At 61.4% G+C, this 20,223-nt stretch carries 16 protein-coding genes; 4 read left to right on the top strand and 12 right to left on the bottom strand.

Annotated features, from left to right (window positions below; translation table 11 throughout):
• Positions 1–149: 149 nt before the first annotated feature.
• Together phoR and phoB are read right to left on the bottom strand one after the other, a co-directional pair.
• Entirely contained in the window at positions 150–1,436 is a 1,287-nt protein-coding gene (gene phoR / locus BLW22_RS29375) for a phosphate regulon sensor histidine kinase PhoR (RefSeq protein WP_235865632.1), read from the bottom strand.
• Between the two features lie 82 nt (positions 1,437–1,518).
• The gene (phoB, locus tag BLW22_RS29370) at positions 1,519–2,208 is read right to left on the bottom strand and encodes a phosphate regulon transcriptional regulator PhoB (protein WP_003176964.1); all 690 of its coding nucleotides are present in this window, start codon (positions 2,206–2,208) and stop codon (positions 1,519–1,521) included.
• Between the two features lie 155 nt (positions 2,209–2,363).
• On the opposite strand from phoB, the gene BLW22_RS29365 reads away from it, so the two are divergent.
• Positions 2,364–2,741, top strand: a complete 378-nt coding sequence (locus BLW22_RS29365) for a COG4315 family predicted lipoprotein (RefSeq protein WP_027608253.1) — start codon at positions 2,364–2,366, stop codon at positions 2,739–2,741.
• A gap of 120 nt (positions 2,742–2,861) precedes the next feature.
• On the opposite strand, the gene ubiA is transcribed toward BLW22_RS29365, so the two are convergent.
• Both ubiA and BLW22_RS29355 read right to left on the bottom strand, forming a co-directional pair.
• Positions 2,862–3,752 carry a 4-hydroxybenzoate octaprenyltransferase gene (gene ubiA / locus BLW22_RS29360; RefSeq protein WP_065926743.1) on the bottom strand — a complete coding sequence of 297 codons (891 nt, stop codon included), beginning with the start codon at positions 3,750–3,752 and terminating at the stop codon, positions 2,862–2,864.
• On the bottom strand, positions 3,752–4,315 hold the full coding sequence (locus tag BLW22_RS29355; protein WP_065926742.1) for a chorismate--pyruvate lyase family protein: 564 nt from the start codon (positions 4,313–4,315) through the stop codon (positions 3,752–3,754). The genes ubiA and BLW22_RS29355 overlap by 1 nt, the downstream gene beginning before the upstream one ends.
• Positions 4,316–4,512: 197 nt before the next feature.
• Here BLW22_RS29355 and BLW22_RS29350 point away from each other — a divergent pair, with 197 nt between their 5' ends.
• From BLW22_RS29350 to BLW22_RS29340, 3 genes are all read left to right on the top strand, one after another.
• The gene (locus BLW22_RS29350; RefSeq protein ID WP_003213373.1) at positions 4,513–4,680 is read left to right on the top strand and encodes a rubredoxin; all 168 of its coding nucleotides are present in this window, start codon (positions 4,513–4,515) and stop codon (positions 4,678–4,680) included.
• Positions 4,681–4,716: 36 nt separating this feature from the next.
• On the top strand, positions 4,717–5,865 hold the full coding sequence (locus BLW22_RS29345) for an NAD(P)/FAD-dependent oxidoreductase (protein WP_074848000.1): 1,149 nt from the start codon (positions 4,717–4,719) through the stop codon (positions 5,863–5,865).
• A 191-nt stretch (positions 5,866–6,056) separates the two neighbouring features.
• The gene (locus BLW22_RS29340; RefSeq protein ID WP_003213368.1) at positions 6,057–6,332 is read left to right on the top strand and encodes an HU family DNA-binding protein; all 276 of its coding nucleotides are present in this window, start codon (positions 6,057–6,059) and stop codon (positions 6,330–6,332) included.
• A gap of 105 nt (positions 6,333–6,437) precedes the next feature.
• Here the strand turns inward: BLW22_RS29340 and BLW22_RS29335 are convergent, their stop codons facing one another.
• From BLW22_RS29335 to tssE, 8 genes are all read right to left on the bottom strand, one after another.
• The gene (locus BLW22_RS29335; RefSeq protein WP_065926740.1) at positions 6,438–7,025 is read right to left on the bottom strand and encodes a hypothetical protein; all 588 of its coding nucleotides are present in this window, start codon (positions 7,023–7,025) and stop codon (positions 6,438–6,440) included.
• Positions 7,026–7,060: 35 nt separating this feature from the next.
• Positions 7,061–11,524 carry an RHS repeat-associated core domain-containing protein gene (locus BLW22_RS29330; protein ID WP_074847998.1) on the bottom strand — a complete coding sequence of 1,488 codons (4,464 nt, stop codon included), beginning with the start codon at positions 11,522–11,524 and terminating at the stop codon, positions 7,061–7,063.
• Positions 11,525–11,536: 12 nt separating this feature from the next.
• Positions 11,537–11,971 carry a DcrB-related protein gene (locus BLW22_RS29325; protein ID WP_065946491.1) on the bottom strand — a complete coding sequence of 145 codons (435 nt, stop codon included), beginning with the start codon at positions 11,969–11,971 and terminating at the stop codon, positions 11,537–11,539.
• Positions 11,972–11,986: 15 nt separating this feature from the next.
• The gene (locus BLW22_RS29320; protein ID WP_065946492.1) at positions 11,987–13,927 is read right to left on the bottom strand and encodes a type VI secretion system Vgr family protein; all 1,941 of its coding nucleotides are present in this window, start codon (positions 13,925–13,927) and stop codon (positions 11,987–11,989) included.
• A 97-nt stretch (positions 13,928–14,024) separates the two neighbouring features.
• On the bottom strand, positions 14,025–16,688 hold the full coding sequence (gene tssH / locus BLW22_RS29315) for a type VI secretion system ATPase TssH (RefSeq protein ID WP_074847996.1): 2,664 nt from the start codon (positions 16,686–16,688) through the stop codon (positions 14,025–14,027).
• The gene (gene tssG, locus BLW22_RS29310) at positions 16,681–17,724 is read right to left on the bottom strand and encodes a type VI secretion system baseplate subunit TssG (protein ID WP_065926735.1); all 1,044 of its coding nucleotides are present in this window, start codon (positions 17,722–17,724) and stop codon (positions 16,681–16,683) included. The genes tssH and tssG overlap by 8 nt, the downstream gene beginning before the upstream one ends.
• The gene (tssF, locus tag BLW22_RS29305) at positions 17,688–19,547 is read right to left on the bottom strand and encodes a type VI secretion system baseplate subunit TssF (protein WP_065937972.1); all 1,860 of its coding nucleotides are present in this window, start codon (positions 19,545–19,547) and stop codon (positions 17,688–17,690) included. The genes tssG and tssF overlap by 37 nt, the downstream gene beginning before the upstream one ends.
• Positions 19,544–20,059, bottom strand: coding sequence for a type VI secretion system baseplate subunit TssE (gene tssE, locus BLW22_RS29300; RefSeq protein ID WP_027608263.1), 516 nt, complete (start codon positions 20,057–20,059; stop codon positions 19,544–19,546). Before tssE ends, tssF begins: the two co-directional genes overlap by 4 nt.
• Positions 20,060–20,223 lie beyond the last annotated feature (164 nt).

Here is a 20,223-nt window from a genome sequence, read left to right as displayed (position 1 = left end):
GCCTGGAATGCCTTATTCGAAACAGCACAATTCCAATTGTGGGAGGGGCCTTGCTCCCGAGAGCAGTGTGTCAGTCTGCATATCTGATACTGATGCACCGCCATCGGGAGCAAGCCCCCTCCCACATTTAGTTTTGTGCTGTGTTTGAGTTATTCGTCATTTCCGACGAGCCGCGAACGGGTCATCTGCGCAGGTGGAAAATGGCAGGTGAATGTACTGCCATGTCCCAGCACGCTGCTGATTTCCAGGCGTGCACGGTGGCGCAGCAGCACATGCTTGACAATGGCCAGGCCCAGCCCGGTGCCGCCGGTGTTGGAGTTGCGGCTGGAATCGACGCGGTAGAAACGCTCGGTCAGGCGCGGCAGATGCTTGGCGTCGATGCCGATGCCAGAGTCCTGCACGCTCAGGTGTGCGCCTTGCTCGTCGGCCCACCAGCGAATGCGGATAGTGCCCTTGTCCTGGGTGTACTTCACCGCGTTGAACACCAGGTTGGAGAACGCGCTGCGCAATTCGCCCTCGCTGCCTTTGAGCAACACCTGCGGGTCGGCATCCAGGCTGATCTGCTGCCCGCGCTCGCCCGACAGGGCCTTGGCGTCATTCTTGATGGTCTGCAACAGGCTCTGGACGGCTACCGGTTGGTTGTCCGACGGATAATCCGTGGCCTCGAGCTTGGCCAGCAACAGCAAGTCGTTGAGCAGGGTCTGCATGCGTGAACCCTGCTGCTGCATTTGCTGCAGGGCACGGCTCCAGCGCGGGTTGATCTCCTCGACGTTGTCCAGCAGCGTCTCCAGGTAGCCGCAGATCACCGTCAAGGGCGTGCGCAGTTCGTGGGAGACGTTGGCAACGAAGTCTTTGCGCATCTGCTCCAGCTGATGGATGCGGGTTACGTCGCGCACCAGCATCAGGTGTTCGTTGTTGCCGTAGCGGGTCAGGTACAACTGGATACGCACACGGTCGTTGGTGGGCGAGGGGATTTCCAGGGCTTCTTCGTAGTTGTCCTGCTCGAAGTATTCCTTGAAGCGCGGGTGACGCACCAGGTTGGTTACCGGCTGGCCGCTGTCCTGGGGCGTCTTGAGGCCCAGCAGGGTCTCGGCGGCGCGGTTCCACCACTCCAGGTTGCCGTCGCTGTCGAGCATGATCACCGCGTCCTTGAGCGCAGCGGTGGACTCCTGCACCCGGTCGATCACGGCTTGCAGGCGCCCGCGTACCCGTTGGTCGCGGCGTTGCAGGTGGTAGATGCTGTCGAACACCTCACCCCACAGGCCGTAGCCATCGGGCGGTGCTTCGTCGGGTTTGTGCTGGCGCAGCCATTCATGCAGGCGCAGCAATTGCTTGAGGGTCCAGCCCAGGTACAGGCCGATACCGATGGCCAGGCTCCAGCCGTAATAGCCGCTGACCAGGCCCACCAACAGGCAGGCGGTGATCAACAGGAGCATGTGGCGGATCAGGGTGCCATGCCAGTTCTGGTTCACTTAAACATGCGTCCTTGTCAGCTGTTAAGGAAGGAAAGTGACTGGCTCAGCCCTTGGTGGAGAACCGGTAGCCGGTGCCGCGCACGGTTTGTACCAGATTCTCGTAGGCATCACCCAAGGCTTTGCGCAGGCGACGGATATGCACGTCGACGGTGCGTTCCTCGACATACACGTTGCCGCCCCACACCTGGTCCAGCAACTGGCCACGGGTATAGGCACGCTCCTGATGGGTCATGAAGAATTGCAGCAGGCGGTATTCGGTCGGGCCCATCTCGGCCGGCTTGCCGTCGATGGTTACGCGGTGGCTGATCGGGTCCAGCAGCAGGCCACCGACTTCGATAGGTGCTTCGCCATCGGTCGGGCCGGCACGGCGCAGCACGGCTTTCAGGCGCGCTACCAGTTCCCGTGGGGAAAACGGCTTGGTGATGTAGTCATCGGCGCCGACTTCCAGGCCCTGGATCTTGTTGTCTTCTTCGCCCTTGGCGGTGAGCATGATGATCGGGATATCCCCGGTCAGCTCATCGCGCTTGAGGCGGCGGGCCAGTTCGATGCCGGAGGTGCCGGGCAGCATCCAGTCCAGCAGGATCAGGTCCGGCTTGCGGTCGACGATAATGGCATGGGCCTGCTGGGAGTTCTCCGCCTCCAGGCAGTCATAGCCGGCCATTTCCAACGCAACGGCGATCATCTCGCGGATGGGCGCTTCGTCGTCAACAATCAGAATGCTCCTGCCAACCATGCTCGAAAATCCTCTTGTCATTTAACTGTCTTGCGCCGCATTAGATAACGGAATTATTGCAGTCGTGTGACAGTAATTTAGTCGCTTGGGCAATTCGGGGCACTCTGGACTACGCTTTGGGTCCGAATCCTGACAACCACAAAAGGAAGGTTCCGATGACTCACAGTACTTTTTCTTGGAAGGCCCTGCTGGTCACGGCGGCGTTGACGCTCCCGACACTGGCATTCGCGGCGGAGCCGGCGATGACCCAGAACGGTCTGTTAGTGGATCACAGTGGGAAGACCCTTTACACCTTCGACAAGGACGCCGATGGCAAGTCAGTGTGCAAGGACCAGTGCGCGACCAACTGGCCGCCGCTGAAAGCAGAGTCTACCGACAAATCAATGGGCGATTGGACCGTGATCACCCGTGATGACCAGACCAGTCAATGGGCCTACAAGGGCAAACCTGTCTACACCTACAAGGATGACCACAAGGCCGGTGACAAGAGCGGTGATGGCAAGGGTGGGGCATGGCATGTGATCAAGCCCTGATTTCGCGGCGCTGCTGAAACCATCGGGGGCAAGCCCCCTCCCACCTTTTGATGTGTGAACACATTCAAATGTGGGAGGAGGCTTGCCCCCGATGAGGCCCGACCAGGCACTGCAAAAACCTCAGCGAAACGCGTAATCCGCCACAATCCCGACAAAAATCGCCAACCCGGCCCAGTGGTTGTGCAAAAACGCCTTGAAGCATTTCATCCGGTCCCGGTCGCGGGTGTACCAGAACTCCCAGGCAAAGCAGCCTGCCGCCGCCAGCAGCCCCAGGTGGAACCAACTCCCCAGCTCAAACCGTGCGCCGGCCAGCAACAGGCACAGCAGCGCCAGGCCTTGCAGGGTCAGGATGATCACCCGGTCGGCATCGCCGAACAGGATGGCAGTGGATTTGACGCCGATCTTCAAGTCGTCGTCGCGGTCGGTCATCGCGTAATAGGTGTCGTAGGCCACTGTCCACAACAGGTTGGCTATATAGAGCAGCCAGGCGGTAGCGGGCAGGTGGCCGGTTTCGGCGGTGAACGCCATCGGCATGCCCCAGGAAAACGCCGCGCCCAACACCACCTGGGGGTAATAGGTGTAGCGCTTCATGAACGGGTAGCTGACCGCCAGTGCCAGGCCGCCCAGCGATAACCAGATGGTGGTGGCGTTGGTCAGCAGTACCAGCAGGAAGCTGATCAGCATCAGTACCGCAAAGAACACCAAGGCCTCTTTCGAACGGATCCTGCCGCTGGCCAGCGGGCGTTGCGCGGTGCGCTTCACATGGCCGTCGACCTTGCGGTCCGCCCAGTCATTGATGACGCAACCGGCAGCGCGAGTCAGCGTAACGCCCAACACAAAAATCACGATATTGGCCAGGGACGGCGAGCCCTTGCCGGCGATCCACAGCGCCCACAGCGTCGGCCACAGCAGCAGGTAGATGCCGATGGGCTTGTCCATGCGGGTCAACTGAATGAAATCCCAGGCCCGGGGGTGCAGGCGGTTCAAGGATTTGAGCAGACGTTGATACATCAGCAGTTCTCCGGATGGTCATGCAGCGCGTGCCAGAAAGCCGGCAGGAAGACTTCCGCCACCAGCACGCTCAGCGGCCCGCGATCGAAGCGTGAGCGGCGCGCCCACAGCCCGTCGGCCTGGTCCGTGGTGGGCAGCCATTGGCGAGGGTAATGGCACACCTCGATGGCCTGGCGGGTGAACGCGCGATCGCAAAACAGCAATTCGCCCAAGGAACGGCTGCCCAATTCATCCATATGCAAGCCGTCGCCCTGCAATGCACTGCGCGCCGCCACACTGCGGGCAAACACCCACGGTTGGCCATGCCCGCGCAAATACACCTCGCGCACCCAACCGATACTGGCCGGTGGCATGCGCAGCGCCGCGCATTCATCATCGCGTAGCGGCTGCCAGCCTTCGAACAGCGGCGTCACGCTGAAGCCATCGTGGGACAGCCATGTCAGCCGGCGGGTCAGCGAGCCTTCGTCGAACAGCCAGTTCAGGGTCAAGGGCGCGGGCGCAGGGCTCAGGAGGCTCTGGGTCAACCATTGGCAAGCATCGGGAAGGGCGATTGAGTGCGGCACGGTGCGTCAGTATTGGCAGCAAAAGAGGCGGCGAGCTTACCATGGCGTCCTGATCTTTTGCCGGGCCGGCCCGGCGCCTTGCGTCGATCAAGCTTGCATCTGTCGGCCCCGATCAGTACAAAACGCCCTGAGCCGCGCGGCAACGCTGGATCCATCGACCGCCGGCCAACCTGCCTGGACCCTGAGGAAGCAAGTAAATGAAGAAGTGGCAATGTGTAGTCTGCGGCCTGATCTATGACGAAAAAGACGGCTGGCCGGATGATGGTATCGCTCCGGGCACCCTGTGGCAGGACGTACCCGAAGACTGGCTGTGCCCGGACTGCGGCGTGGGCAAGATGGATTTCGAAATGATCGAAATCGGCTAATTTTCAGTTTCAGAGACGTACTACAAGGAGAAAGGAATGAACACACCTGTCGTGATCATCGGCACAGGATTGGCCGGTTACAACGTGGCCCGGGAGTTTCGCAAGCTCGACAGCGAGACCCCATTGCTGCTGATCACCGCGGATGACGGGCGCTCCTACTCCAAGCCCATGCTCTCCACCGGCTTTGGCAAGAACAAGGAAGCCGATGGCCTGAGCATGGCCGAACCCGGCGCCATGGCCGAGCAACTCAAGGCCGAAGTGCGCACCCACACCCGTGTCAGCGGCATCGACCCCGGCCACAAGCGCCTGTGGATCGGTGAAGAAGCGGTGGTCTATCGTGATCTGGTCCTGGCCTGGGGCGCGGAGACCGTGCGGGTACCGGTTGAAGGCGACGCCGCTGAGCTGGTTTTCCCGATCAATGACCTCGAAGATTACGCCCGCTTTCGCGCCGCCGCGGCCGGCAAGCGCCGCGTGCTGCTGCTCGGCGCCGGCCTGATCGGCTGTGAATTCGCCAACGACCTGATCCTCGGCGGTTATGAAATCGACCTGGTGGCGCCGTGCGAGCAAGTCATGCCGACCCTGCTGCACCCAGCAGCGGCCGCAGCGGTACAGGCCGGCCTGGAAGGGCTGGGCGCGCGTTTCCACCTGGGCCCGGTGCTCAATCGCCTGCAACGCAGCGCTGACGGCCTGGAAGCGCATCTGTCGGACGGTGAAGTGGTGCACTGCGATCTGGTGGTCTCGGCCATCGGCCTGCGTCCGCGTGTCGACCTGGCTGCGGCGGCCGGCCTGCAGACCAACCGTGGGATCATGGTGGATCGCCACCTCAAGACCTCCCACGCCAATATCTACGCCCTGGGCGACTGCGCCGAGGTTGATGGCCTCAACCTGCTGTACGTCATGCCGCTGATGAGCTGCGCCCGTGCCCTGGCCCAGACCCTGGCCGGTAACGCCACGGCCGTCAGCTACGGTCCGATGCCGGTCACCGTGAAAACCCCGGTCTGCCCGCTGGTGGTATCCCCGCCGCCACGGGGCACCGAAGGGGTGTGGAGCGTCGAAGGCCAGGGTGCCGACATCAAGGCCCTGTGCCGCGACGCCAACGGTCGTCTGCTGGGTTACGCGCTGACCGGCAACGCCGTGATGGAAAAACTTGCCCTCAACAAAGAACTTCCGCCGTTGCTGGCGTAAATACCGGTCGTTCTGTCGGAATAAGCACGTTTTTCCCCCGAGAAAGGTCGCCGCGAGACTGGCGGAGCGTGCGAGGGCATGCCATCCTCACTCCCGTCTGCCGCAGAGTAGAGCCTGCGGCGCTTTGGGCGCTGCTCCACAGACGAGCAGCACGGACATAACAACAAAAAACCGTCAAAGAGGCTTCACATATGCGTAAACCAGAACTCGCAGCCGCCATCGCTGAAAAAGCGGATCTCACCAAAGAACAGGCCAACCGCGTCCTCAACGCCGTTCTCGAAGAAATCACCGGCGCCCTGCACCGCAAGGACAGCGTCACCCTGGTGGGCTTCGGCACCTTCCTGCAACGCCACCGTGGCGCCCGCACCGGCAAAAACCCGCAAACCGGTGAGCCTGTGAAGATCAAGGCGAGCAACACCGTTGCGTTCAAGCCGGGCAAGTCGCTCAAAGACAGCGTCAACCCGTAATTGCGGTACCGTCTCGAAGGGAGGCGGGGCGGTAAGAAGAATGGGCACGCCGACTGGGTTGGGTGCCCATTTTTTAATGCTTCAAATCACCTAAACACTGCTTGTTTATCTCAACGGCAAAGGCAGTCGTCGGGTCAAAGGCCTGAGGCTTTCACGATCGTTCCAGAGTCCCGGAAAGACTTCAAATTTCAAATCATCCCGGTTAACACCGGTATCGAAGTAGCGACACAGTCTGTCGGTGAGGTCCTCGTCTCCCCACATGTTGGTCAACTCATACTTTTCGATAATGTCGCGACTGTCAGAAAGTTGCAGATCTTCCTTTAGTGCAGGTACCAGGCTGTAGTCAGCATCGCAGCCGATGCCGAGGTCAACAAGATCAGCATCTCGAAACGGAAAGCCGCCCTCAAAGCTGACGTGGGGCCTGAGCCAATAACGCTCATGATCCGAAAGGCTAAATGGTGTGACGGAAATTAGTTTTTCCGTTGCCAATCTCTGGGTCACCACCTTGCCGACAAAACCACTGAACAGGATCATACTGTTGTCCAGCGCAAGCTCGGTCCAGGCGCCGTCCACACTTCTCACATCGTAGAAGCGCATGACGGAGTTTTTGATCATCTGGCCTACGGTGTATAAGTCATCTCGCAATTTGAGGCTGACTAGATCGCCTTCCTTCCAGAGGATGCGCTTGGCCATGGGCTCACTCCATTTTCAATAGTCATTGATGATATTCACGAGCAGCGGCCTGCTCGCGCACCCCTGCTTTTGCCGGCGACTTTGGCAGGGGCTTTGCCCTTGGTTTTATTCGCGGCTTTTATGCGTTTATCCAGTGCTTTGCCTGAGTCAGTCTGAGACAAATGTTTATCCGCCGCAGCTAGGTATTCTTTCCTTCGGCCATTTCCTTTGCCGACCGGATTTTGTGCGTTGGCGGTTCCATCTTTTCCTCCCAAACCTTCATACACTCGTTGTTCCAGCCCTCGTGTGGTGTCCTTGCCATCCTGTCCATAGGCGGTATGCAGGACTTGAGGTGCCTGGCCGCCAAAGCGATCGAAATTTGACCCGTAGCGATAGTTCAACACGTCTGAACCTACCTGCTTGCCTTGCATGCTGGCATAACCCACATAAGGTTTGCCGGTCGCTTTGTCGACGCCCAGGTAGGTGATATGAGTCGCTGTGGTTGGACTGCCTGCCAGCCCCCACGCATCACACCAGCCCATCGGATTAGGCCCGTACTGATAGAGGTTCAAGCCACCGGCGAGTCCTATGGGGTCCGGTGTGATAAACCGACCTATATCGGGGTCGTAAAACCTGAACGTGTTGTAGTGCAAACCGGTTTCCCGGTCCAAGTATTGCCCCTGAAACCTCAAGTTCTGCTCTTCGATGTAAGAAGATTCTCTGGTTTCCTCGGCGGTATTACCCCAAGCGTAATAACTGGCCTGCCATACACGGTGCCCATCGTGGTCCGTCAATTCGTGCGGCAGTCCGTTAGGGTCGTTGTGGTAGTACCTGATTCTTTGCAGTGGGCCCAGGCCATCAACACGTGCCAGCGCTTCATAGCTCCCATCTTCATAAAGATAAAGGCTGGTCTGGTTATTACGATGCTCTTGTATCAGTTGCAACCCGTCCCAGACAAAACGAGTGGTACCAAGCGTATTACCGTTGCTGTTTTGTTCGGTTTTTGTAATCCGACGACCTAAAGGGTCGTAGGTCATTGTGATGACGGTTTCATTGGCGGCGTGCTGATTTCGTATTTCGACCACTCTGCTTTCAGCGTCGTACTTGAATAGTTGAACGGCGCGACGAGCACTACGTTTTTCAACCAGCCGACCGAAACTGTCATACCGGTAACGCTTGTCTTGGTAGGTCATTAATTTGTTATGTACCACCAGGCCTACACCCGGCAGGGGACCATCCAGAAGGTTGGCCGCTGCGTCATAAGCAAAGCTTTCCTGCGTCCCATGTATTGGATTCTGGCTGGCAATGATGCGATCAGTGGCGTCGTAGTGAAACGACTGTTGGTGTGCAATTCCTGCTTTTTGTTCGTGGCGGGCGATCAGGTTGTCGCTGGGATCAAAGTCGAAGTATGTCGGGCTCATTCCCGTCAGTGGTCGCGGCAGGGTACTTGGATACCGTACACGAGCGCGCAACCGCCCGCCTCGATCATATTCAGTGCGGGTGCTGATCTGACCTTGTGTGCGAAGTACTTCACGATGCAGGCGGTCACGCTCGAAGTCACTGATGACTTGGCCATCGAGGTTGATCTGGTGCAAATGACCGCTGCCGTAGTACAGACGGTTGATCCAGCGACCATCGGGTAATTGGGTCTGGGTCAGATTGCCCAATTCGTCATAGCGATGTTTCAAACTGCCGGCCGAGCTTTGCTCTTCAAGTGGCTGGCCGAGGGCGTCATAGCGATAACTCAATTTTTGTTCGTTGCCCTGGGCGTCCTTGAATGTGATTGCGATCAATTGATCCAGGAGATCGTATAAATAATCCGTGCGGCCATCGTCGGTGATTTTGACAACCAGGCGCCCGGCAGCATCACGCTCCAAATAGTGAACAATAGGCTGTTCAGGGATACCTGGCGCATTGCTGTCGTGAGCTGGTAAAGCAGTGACGCTGGTGATGCTGTTCAATGCATCGTAGTCATAGTGATGGGCGCTGCCATCTAGGTCGCGCTGCTCGACCAGGCGATCATTGGCATTCCACGTGAAACGATAACATTCGCCATTCTCATTGGTCAGTGCTTGCAGCCGTGCGTAGCTGTCATAGCTGAATTGCACTTTGCGGCCGTGCGCATCCGTGCGCTGGCGAATGCGCCCGCGAGGGTTGTACTGATAATGAGTCGAGTGGCCTGACGGGTCGGTATGGACCGTCAATTGTCCGCAGGCGTTGCGTTGAAAATACTCGATGCGACCATCTGGCAACTGCTGGCTGAGCATCCTGCCCGTCGTGTCGTATGTGAAGGTTGTTCGTTCCCCTAGCGGGTCGGAAATGACCTGCAAATAACCGCGCTCGTCGTAACTGAAACGCGTCGGGTAACCCGAACAATCGATATGCTCGACCAACTGCCCAAAAGGATTCCAGCGCAGCTTCTTGCTTTTGCCGGTGGCGTCGATGATCTCCACGACCTGGCCGTGATCGTCATAACGGTAGCGGGTGACGTAGCCCAGCGGGTCGGTTTCGGCGATGCAGTTGCCGCGCTGATCGTAGCGATACGCCCAGCTATTGTCGGCGGCGTCGGTCTCCACCAGCGGCAGTGCCCAATGCTCAAGCCACAAGGTCGAGTCACTGCGGCCCAGCGGGTCGGTCTCGCCGATCAGGTTGCCGGCGTCGTCGTAGCTGTACGTATAGCGCCCGCCCAGTGGATCGGTGGCGCTGAGCAATTGGCGCTCGTCGTTCCACTCGAACAGCCAGGTTTGCCCGAGGTTGTCGCAGTAGCGAACGATCTGGTGCTGGGTGTTCCAGTGGCGAGTACTGACGCGTTGCAAGCCGTCGGTAATCCGCGTGATACCGGCCTGCAAGTCATAGTCGAACTGGTAGGCGTCGCCTTCGTCGGTCCAGTGCCGGACCACGCGCCATTCCACGTCTTCAACCAAGGCCCATTCGTAGAAACAGCGCAGACCGGTCGGCAACTGGTGCTCGACCATGCGCTGGCCGGCATCATAGCTGAAGCGTCGCTGTACCTGGCCAGTGGCATCGCGGACCTCAGCCAGGTTGCCGATAGCGTCGTAGCCATAGCTTACGAGTACTTCGCGACGCTGATCGGGGTACAGTCGTTCGAGCCGCACCACGTGGCCTTGATCGCGGATCAACTCCACTTGCACCAGGTCGAACGTATCGCGCAGCCGGATCAGCCGCCCGGCTTCGTCGTAATCAACATGGATGCGGTTGTCGTTGCGGTCGCCGAGCTGGCTGAGGCGCAGCAACGCCGGGTTGGCGGAAGGCTCAAATAAGCGATACAGCCCGTCATCGCTTTCGATCAGCAACTGCCCATTGAGGTGTCGGCGCACGGCCAGCCCTTCACCGGCGCTGAACACCGCGCCGCCCAGGGGAATACTGCCCATGTCGATAGGCCGGCCCTGTTCATCGGTGTAGACCAGCGTTTCGCCGCCGTCGGGGTGAGGCTGGATGTCGACGCACACTTCATACGGCAGGCTCCAGCCTGCGCCGAACAGGCTGCCCGAGCGTTCGTCGCGGCTGTTGTAGAAGCGTTGCCAATCAATCGGCAGGATGCCGGGCAGTACGAAATCCAGCTCATCATCGCCGCCCAGCACCTTGGCGCCGGTGGCCGCATGCACCGGGTTCGACGAGCCCATGGCCGCATTGGCCATAGCCCCCATCGCGCTGCTCACGGCCATCGAGGTCGCGCCGCCGATCAACATGCACGGCAGCTTGCTGAAGAACTTGCCCTTGCCGCCCTTGAGCATCAACAACGCTGTCACCGCCAGCCCGACGCCCGGCGTCTTGCCGCTGCGGATCTCGCGCACCACCACCGAACCGCCGCCAATGGTCACGTTGGAGGAAATCAGCCCCGACGACACCACCGTTGCATCGCAGGTGCTGCGGTCACCGCTGCGCACTGCCGGCTGGCCATTGATGGTGACTTTTTCCGAACCCTCGGCCAGAAACTGCGGCGGCATCGGCGGATGCTTCATGCACGTGACCAAATCCAGCGGCTTGGGTTCGGCGCCGGGCGCAGGTGTGGCAACCGTGGGGCGCCACATCTGCGAGAAGAAACTCTCGGCCATGTCCAGGTAGCTGGCTTCCGGCTCGGGCGCGGGTTCTTCCTGCTCAGTGCCGGCGGGTGCGACGTGAGAACTGATCGCGCCAGCGGCGCGAGCGGCCGGAATACTGTTGGTCAGGGTATTGGTGGAACCGGTGAGAATGTTCGCCTGTACCGTAGGCGGGAACAGGGCGTTGCTGAAGCTCTCGCATAAATTCGATAAGCCTTTGTCCGCCCCGGTCTTGCTCATGGCCAGGCCGACAATCGTGCCCACCACGGCGCCCAGCAGGAAGCAACCCAGCCCGCCGGTGGCCACGGTAATCCCGGTGGCGGCAACCACCGCCGCAGTCGCCACGGCGGTGATCGCAATATTGGCCGCCACCTCCAGCACACCGCCGAGGATGTCGGCCATCATCGAAGTGTGGGAGAGCGCATCGCCCATCCGGGCCGCCCATAACGCGTCAGACATACAAGCAACTCATCAGGAAATAGCGTCGAACGACAGCGAGTTTTTGATCAAGGCCCAGTGCGCCGCCTCGGCATCCCCCAGCGTGTCCGCCTTCACATAACTCAACGCGAGCATCTTGCGCGTGCCCGGTATCACCAAGGCCAGCTGGTACTGGAACACCTTGTCATTGCCCTTGTTGAATTGGCTGCGCAGCTCGATGCCTTCCACCTCCTGCGCGGCGCCCAAACGCACGTCCACACCCGGTTGATAGCGCAAATCCTGCACTTGTTTTTCCAGGCGCTGGAGTTGGTCGTTGAAGTTGCTGTGCAGGGTTTCGCCGTCGGCCAACAGGCTGCGGCTGACGATCAGGGATGTGCCCAACTCCGGGAACTTGAGGATATTGATCGTCGCGTCCTGCAACTCACTGGCGGGCAATTGAAACTGGAATTCGTTGATTCGGTACGTCATGGCAAACGGGTCTCGTCAGGAGCTTTTAGGCGCGGGGAAGGCGGCTTTGATATTGGCGTCGATGGCGCCTTTCTGGCCCTGGCCGTCGGGCGTGGCGCCAGGGCCGCCGCCGTTGTTCAGGTGCAGCACGCCGCCGGTATTGAACTCGGCATCGCCGCTGGCGTAGAAGCTGATTTGCACGCCGGTCAGGTTGATCTGCCCACTGGCGTTGAGCTCCAGGATGCTTTCACCGCAGACCAGGCGCAGGTTTTCGCCCACTTCGATGACGTAGCTCTGGCTGATGCTGTCGGTCTTTCTCTGGCCCACCGAGAGGATGTCTTCCTGCTTGACGATGCGCAGGCGGTTGTTGCCGATGGTCACCGTCTCGTTATGGCCGATACTTTTATTGCGGTCGTGCCCGACGGAATGACTCTCGTCCACCTCGACAACAATGTCCTGGTTACGCTCTGCATGGATATACAACTGCTCCAACCCCTTCTTGTCCTCCATGCGGATTTCATTGAAATTGGCCGGCGTGCCGCCCTTGCTCGAGCGACTCTTCATGCCGCTCTGGGTCGCGTTCTCCGGCAGGTCGTAGGGCACGGTCTGCTCGGCGTTGTATACCCGCCCGGTGATGATCGGGCGGTCCGGATCACCTTCGAGAAAGCTGACAATCACTTCCTGGCCGATCCGTGGAATCTGCATCGAGCCCCAGTTCTTGCCGGCCCAGGACTGCGACACGCGGATCCAGCACGAGCTGTTTTCGTTGGATTGGTCGTGGCGGTCCCAGTAGAAGTGCACCTTCACGCGGCCGTACTGGTCGGTCCAGATTTCCTCGCCTTTGGGGCCAACCACCAATGCCGTCTGCGGGCCTTTGACGATGGGGCGGTGGGTGGTGGCCAGCGGGCGGAAGCTTTGCTGGGCGTCGATGCAGGTCAGGCTGCTTTCGAACTGCGCCGAACCCGAACCGCCGCCGCTTTCCAGGCTTTCCTGGACGATGTAGTAGCGGCAGCCGACGATCAGGTATTCGCGGTTCTGGTCCTGGCGGCTGAAGCCGGTGAGGCTGAACAGGTGGCCGGAACCCAGGCCACGGGCATTGCCGGCGAACTCGACCTGTTCATGCAGGGTTTGCAGGGCTTCGATGCGGGTGCGCGCGTAGTGTTCGCCGTCGGCGCTTTGCACGTAGGTGCCGGGGTAGTCGTACAGCGGGTAGTCGCCGGCGGTATGCGGGCGCGGCATGGCCGAGCGCACGTCGATGCTGGCGCTGGGGCGTTGGAAGTCGTAGTCGTTGAGCTCCAGCGAGCCCGGCTGAACCTCCTGCGCCAGGTGCCAGTTGTGCATGTGGTCGCGTTCGCGCTGCTGCTCGTCCTTGGGGTAATACGGGATCGACGCATAGCCCGGCACCGTGGTGTGGGCGCCATAGGCGTCGGCCAGCACCAGCACATGGCGGTCCTGCTCGTGGCGGAAGAAGTAGTAGATGCCTTCCTGTTCCATCAGGCGGCTGACGAAATCGAAGCTGGTCTCGCGGTACTGCACGCAGTATTCCCACTCGCGGTACGGCCGGCTCAGGGCGTCTTCGAAGTCGGAAAACCCCAGGTCGCGGAACACCTGCTTGATGATCTGCGGGATGCTCAGGTTCTGGAAAATCCGGCAGTCCGAGGTGCGCGTCAGCAGCCAGAACCACGGGCGCAGCGTCACCTGGTAACTGGCGAACTGGCCCTGGTCTATGTTCTGGCTGCAGCGCGCGACGATGCCGTGGAAGTGCCGCTCGCCGCCGTCCGCCAGTTGCACGCCCACGCTCATGGGCTTGCCGAGCAACTGGTTGAGGTCGATGTTGGCGTCCAGGGACGTCAGTTGCAGTTCATAGTTGAACAGGCGGCCCAGCTCTTCGCCGCCGCCCATTTCATTGAGCAGCAGCACATCCGGCCCGAGAGGGCTGGTGATCTTGGCCAGGCGTGAGGCTTGGTTGAATAGCATCGGTTAACCTGTAAATGACTAAATAACTGACGGAACCGGTTCGAAATATGGGAGGGGGCAAGCCCCCTCCCACATTTGCATTGCATTCCAACAGTCGTTATTCGGCGTCGCTGAAGTCGTAATGCAGCTCGTTATCCCGGCTGCTGATGCGCACACCCGCCAATGCCTTGCCTTCGAGCATGCGCGTGAGGAATTCACGGCTCATGTCCGGCAGCAGGCTGTTGGTGAGGATGGTGTCGATCATGCGCCCGCCGCTTTCGGTCTCGGTGCAGCGCGAGACGATCAGGTCGACCACCGCGTCGTCGTAGTCGAAGGCGACCTTGTGGGTCGTCTCCACGCGCTTCTTGATGCGGTTGAGTTGCAGGCGTGTGATCGCCTTGAGCATCTCGTCGCTCAGCGGGTAGTACGGGATCGTCACCAGGCGGCCGAGCAAGGCGGGCGGGAAGATCTCCAGCAGCGGCTGGCGCAGGGCCTTGGCGATTTCTTCCGGTTCGGGGATGTTCGCCGGGTCCTTGCAGACCTGGGAAATCAGCTCGGTACCGGCGTTGGTGGTCAGCAGGATCAGGGTGTTCTTGAAGTCGATCACCCGGCCTTCGCCGTCTTCCATCACGCCCTTGTCGAACACCTGGAAGAAGATCTCATGCACGTCCGGGTGGGCTTTTTCCACCTCGTCCAGCAGCACCACGCTGTAGGGCTTGCGCCGCACCGCTTCGGTCAGCACGCCGCCTTCGCCGTAGCCGATATAGCCCGGAGGCGCGCCCTTGAGGGTCGACACCGTGTGGGCTTCCTGGAACTCGCTCATGTTGATGGTGATTACATTCTGCTCACCGCCATACATGGCTTCGGCCAGGGCCAGGGCGGTTTCGGTCTTGCCCACGCCGGAGGTGCCGGCCAGCATGAACACGCCAATCGGCTTGCTCGGGTTGTCGAGGCCGGCGCGGGAGGTCTGGATGCGCTTGGCGATCATCTGCAGGGCGTGGTCCTGGCCGATGATGCGTTTTTTCAGGTGCTGGTCGAGGTTGAGCACGGTTTCCAGTTCGTTGCGGGCCATGCGGCCCACCGGGATACCGGTCCAGTCGGCGACCACCGAGGCCACGGCCTGGTAATCTACGGTCGGCAGGATCAACGGGGTTTCGCCTTGCAGCGCGGTGAGGCGCTGTTGCAGGTCGACCAGTTGCGCACGCAATTCATCGTTGCCGCTGTCCACGACGCCGGCCTTTTCGCGCAGGGTTGCACGGGTGGCGAGCAGCTCATCCACCAGGGTTTTCTCTTCGGCCCAGCGGCTTTCCAGGGTCGCCAGGCGCTCACGCTCGGCGCTTAACAGGGCTTCGCTGTTGCTCTGGCGCGCACCAATGGCAATGCCGATGGCATGCTCGCGGGCGATGATTTGCAGCTCGGTTTCCAGGGCTTCGATGCGGCGGCGACTGTCGTCCACTTCGGCCGGCACCGCGTGCAGGCTGATGGCGACGCGGGCGCAGGCGGTGTCCAGCAGGCTCACGGATTTGTCCGGCAACTGGCGCGCCGGGATATAGCGATGGGACAGCTTCACCGAGGCTTCCAGGGCTTCGTCGAGGATCTGCACCTGGTGGTGTTTCTCCATGGTCGAGGCCACGCCCCGCATCATCAGCAGCGCCTTGTCTTCCGATGGCTCGGCCACTTGTACCACCTGGAAGCGGCGGGTCAGGGCCGGGTCTTTCTCGATGTGTTTTTTGTACTCGGCCCAGGTAGTCGCGGCCACGGTGCGCAGGGTGCCACGGGCCAGGGCGGGTTTGAGCAGGTTGGCCGCATCACCGGTCCCGGCGGCGCCACCGGCACCTACCAGGGTGTGGGCTTCGTCGATAAACAGAATGATCGGTTTGGGCGAGGCCTGGACGTCTTCGATGACCTGGCGCAGACGCTGTTCGAACTCGCCTTTCATGCTCGCGCCGGCTTGCAGCAGGCCGACGTCGAGGCTGCGCAGTTCCACGTCTTTCAAGGCGGGCGGCACGTCACCGGCGACGATGCGCAGGGCAAAACCTTCGACCACAGCGGTCTTGCCCACACCGGCCTCACCGGTGAGGATCGGGTTGTTCTGGCGGCGGCGCATGAGGATGTCCACCAGTTGGCGGATCTCTTCGTCACGGCCCACGATCGGATCGAGCTTGCCGCTGCGCGCTTGTTCGGTGAGGTCAACGGTGAAGCGCTTGAGCGCCTCCTGCTTGCCCATCGCACTCGGTGCCATGGCGCCGCTGGCCTCGCCCGGCACGGCGCCGGCATTGAAACCGTCGCTGGCAGTCAGGGCGTTTTCCGGCGAATCACCGACGTATTCGTCAAAACGCTCGCTCAGGGCTTCGGCCTTGATCTTGTCGAACTCCGAGGACAAGCCCAGCAGCGCATGGCGCAGGCTTGGCGTCTTGAGGATGCCCAGCACCAGGTAGCCGGTGCGCACCTGGCTTTCGCCGAACATCAGGCTGCCGTACACCCAGCCGCGTTCCACCGCCTCTTCCACGTGGGACGACAAGTCGGTGATCGACGTCGAGCCACGCGGCAGGCGGTCCAGGGCTTCGGTGAGGTCACGGGCCAGGCGCGCCGGCTCGAGGTTGAACTGGCGGATGATGCGGTGCAGGTCCGAGTCCTGCAGTTGCAGCAACTGGTGGAACCAGTGGGCCAGTTCCACGTACGGGTTGCCCCGCAGCTTGCAGAACACGGTGGCGGCTTCGATGGCCTTGTAGGCCACGCTGTTGAGTTTGCCGAACAGTGCGGCGCGACTGATTTCACCCATGCTCTGGATTCCTTGAGGTGGTGGCTTGATCGGCGTAATGCCGGGCCAGGATTAGGTCGTTGGCATCAACCGCAGGGCAGCCGAGCCAGGTGTTGAAGCCCAGGCGGAACTGGCCATTGAGTTGCAGCGCCGGTACTTCGGGTTGTTGCAGAATCAGGTTCAAGTCCCAGTCCAATTCATGGCCCAGGTACTCGGCCACCCACGCCACCAGCTCGTTGAACGGCTGGCTGCCGGGCAGCATGCCCATGTAGTCGTCCAACTTGAGCGGGCCCAGGCGGATGCGGAATTTATGCTGGCGGTCCCACACGTGGCTGCCCAGGCAGAAGTCCACCCCCAGCTGGTTGGCGCTCACGCCTACGCGGCTGCGCTCGGGCAGTTCCAGCCATTGGCCGACGTATTCTTCGATCTCCACCGGCAGGCCGAAATACTCGCCGAGGATCGCCTTCAAACCGTCCGGGTAGCGGGTTTGTGCCGACAGGTGGCCGCTGTAGTGCAGCTTCGCCGTGTCGGGGATCAATCCCTGGTTAAGCAGGCTCGGCATGCCCCGGCCACTCAAGGCCGCGAGGCGTGCGGACCAGTAGTCATCGTCCGGGCGGTCGTGGCTGACCGTCGGCCGCGCCTCGGCCCAGGCTCGGTAAAACAGGCTCAGCAGGCGGTGGTGGAAGACGTCCAGGAACTGCTTGCTGGTGCTGTCGGCGTTGTTGCGCTGACGCTCGCGTACGTACTCGGTGATATGCAGCGGCAACGGGCCGTTGGGGCCACCCAGGCCGAAGAAGAACTGTTCCAGCCGTGCCGGTTTGCCGTCGCCGCCGGGATCGACCGAGGCCAGGGTGGCCGGGGCGAAGGTGCAGTCGGCCTGTTGCCCCAGGCGCAACGGGTCATCCGCCAGGCGCAGGGAATGGCCCAGGCGCGGCAGCTCGGGCGATTCGCACTCGATACGCCGCAACGCCTGGAAGAAATCGTATTCCCAGGGCTCCTGATGCATCGCATCCAACGTACTCACAGGGTCGGACGACGCCCGGGCTTGGCTTTCCATCGCATGATCTCGCCGCGTTCGGTGGTACGGATCACCGTCTCGGTAAAACTGTTGATCGACACGTAGCGTGCCAGGAAGCGTTCCAGCACCGCACCGAGCAGGAACACGCCGGTGCCGCGAAACGCGTTTTCATCGAACTCCAAGGTAATTTCCAGGCCGCGACCAAACACAATCGGGCCGGGCATCGGCAGGCGCCGGGTGACGGCCTTGCTGCTGACGTCGCGCAAGCCTTCGATCTGCAATTGCAGCGCCGCGTCGTTGCTGTCGCCATACAGGCGCAGCAGTTCGCGCAACGCCGCCGCGCCCTGGCCTTGCTCGCTCAGGGACAAATAGTTGAGCGACAACTGGCTGATCAGGCGCCAGGCCTTGGCGTCATGGGCATGGCTGGCGCGTGGACGGCTTGGCCCGGCGACGCAACGCACGGATAACACCGGCGCGCTGTCGGCCAGGGTGAAGTCGGTCTTGCCGTTGCCCACGCTCATGAACAACGGCAGGTCGCGGTTGGTGCACAGCGCGGTCACGCCGAGTTGGCGCAGGTCGTGGCGATACGGCGCCTGGCGGCTGTCGACCAGGCTGACAAAGGTTTCGCTGCCCACATAGGTGGAGCGCGGGCCGTTGCGGCGCTGGTCGCTGGACAACACCCGTGGCTCGCGGCGCACGGTGTAGTACGCCTGGTCGCGGCCATAACGGGATGGATCGCGGACCGCATAGAACGGTAAAAAGGGCTGCTCTGGCCCGGTGCCGTGGCCGGTGATGCCGCTCAACGAATGAATCTCGAAATCCATCGGCCGTGTGCGGTCGGCGATCACGTGGTGCTCGTTGACTCGGTCGGACAAGTGGATGCGGTCCACGCGTTTCGGGAACAGGTTGATCGCCGGAGTGCAGAACGGCAGGAACTGCGCCGCGCCGACGCTGCCTTCCAGGCTTGGCTCGTGACGGTCGAACAGCACGATCAGTTCCAGCTCCTGGCCGTCGCAACGCTTGACCGCGCGGCTCAGCTCGGCGAATTCGACGAACAGGAAGCGGTGGGGCAGGGCGAAGTATTCCTGCAACAGGCGATAGCCCTGGAATGCGCGCGCGACGACCGGCATGGCCGCATCGGCGTCGTCGAAACCCCGCGAGCGCAGCGCGTCCTGGGGCAGGCGCTCGACCCAATCGCCACCGGGCTTGCGTGCAAACACTGCGCAGGCATTGCCCAGCAGTTGTTCATAAAGGCGGAACGGTTGCTCGTCGGCACCGCTGAGGTACAGCGGCAGGTTGTCCAGGTCGAGGCTGTTGAACGGCAATTCGGCGCCGGTGCGCAGGGTCAGGCGCAAGCCGGCCTTGGCTTTCGGCTCGCTGGCGGCCAGGCGCCCGAGCACGGCGGCGGGGTTGCCGAAGTACTCGGCGTTGCTGACCTGTAACGGCCACAACGTCACCGGGTGCGCGGTGCGGTACTCGCAGCAGGTCTGGGTTTCGCGGCCCAATGCGGCGCGCAACACGGTGTCGCGCGGCAGCGGGAAGCCGCTGGCCAGGGAGCCTTCATCGGGGTCGGTGTGCAATTGCACCACGGTCATCGACGGTGTCGGCGCCAGGTAGTGCGGGTAGGCGATTTCCAGCAGGTTGTGGGTGAAGGTCGGGTACTCGGCGTCGAGTTTGAGCTGTACGCGGGCAGTGAGGTAGGCAAAGCCCTCAAGCAGGCGTTCGACGTACGGGTCGGCGCAGTCCATACCGGACAAGGTCAGCCGACTGGCGATCTTCGGGTATTCCTTGGCGAACTCCGCCGCGCTTTCACGCACGTGGTGCAGTTCCTGGTTGTACAGCTCCAGCAGGCGCGGGTTCATGGGCGTCTCCGCTGGTCGGCATTCACTACGCGCACATGGCCGGATTCCAGGTCGAGGTCGGTTTGCAGCAACAGGCGCAAGGGCACCGGCTGCGCCCACAGGTCGCCTTCGATCTCGAAACTCAGGGCGTTGTGATTCATCTCGCCATGGCCGACGCGGGCCTTCACCCGCAGTGTATGGCGCAGGATGCGCGGTTCAAAGGTGGCAATCGCCTGGTAGATCAGGGCTTCCAGGGCCTTGATGTCGACGCTGGAAACGCTGTTGCCCGCCAGCGCCGGCAGGCCGTAATTGACCACCGAGGTGCCTGCCTGTGTGTGCAGCGTGGCATCGGCATCGAGCAACGACGTGGTATTGAGCAGCCACGCCAGGTCGCGCAGCACCGAGGCTTTCAGTTGGGTCAGGGACAGCACGCGTTTATCGGCGCTTTCCTTGGGATTGGTTGGGTCGTCGTCGGTCAACCGGTCCAGCAGGGACGGTTGCAGACGGTCGCGGGAAGCGATTTCAGTTACCACCAAAGCAGCTCCACGGACAATATCGAAAATGAAAGACCCGCCGTAGCAGCTGCCGAGCGAAGCAAGGCTGCGTCCGACTGCGAAGCAGTCGTAGAGCAGGCACTGAGTTTCATCAGGTAAACCTCAGTGCCTGGTGTGCGAGGACTTCGTCCTCGAACGCAGCC

The organism is Pseudomonas marginalis (assembly GCF_900105325.1).
In the GTDB taxonomy this organism is placed as follows: Bacteria; Pseudomonadota; Gammaproteobacteria; order Pseudomonadales; family Pseudomonadaceae; genus Aquipseudomonas; species Aquipseudomonas marginalis.
Note: the sequence above shows the minus strand (reverse complement) of the source record. Positions and strands in the feature narration are given on the sequence as shown.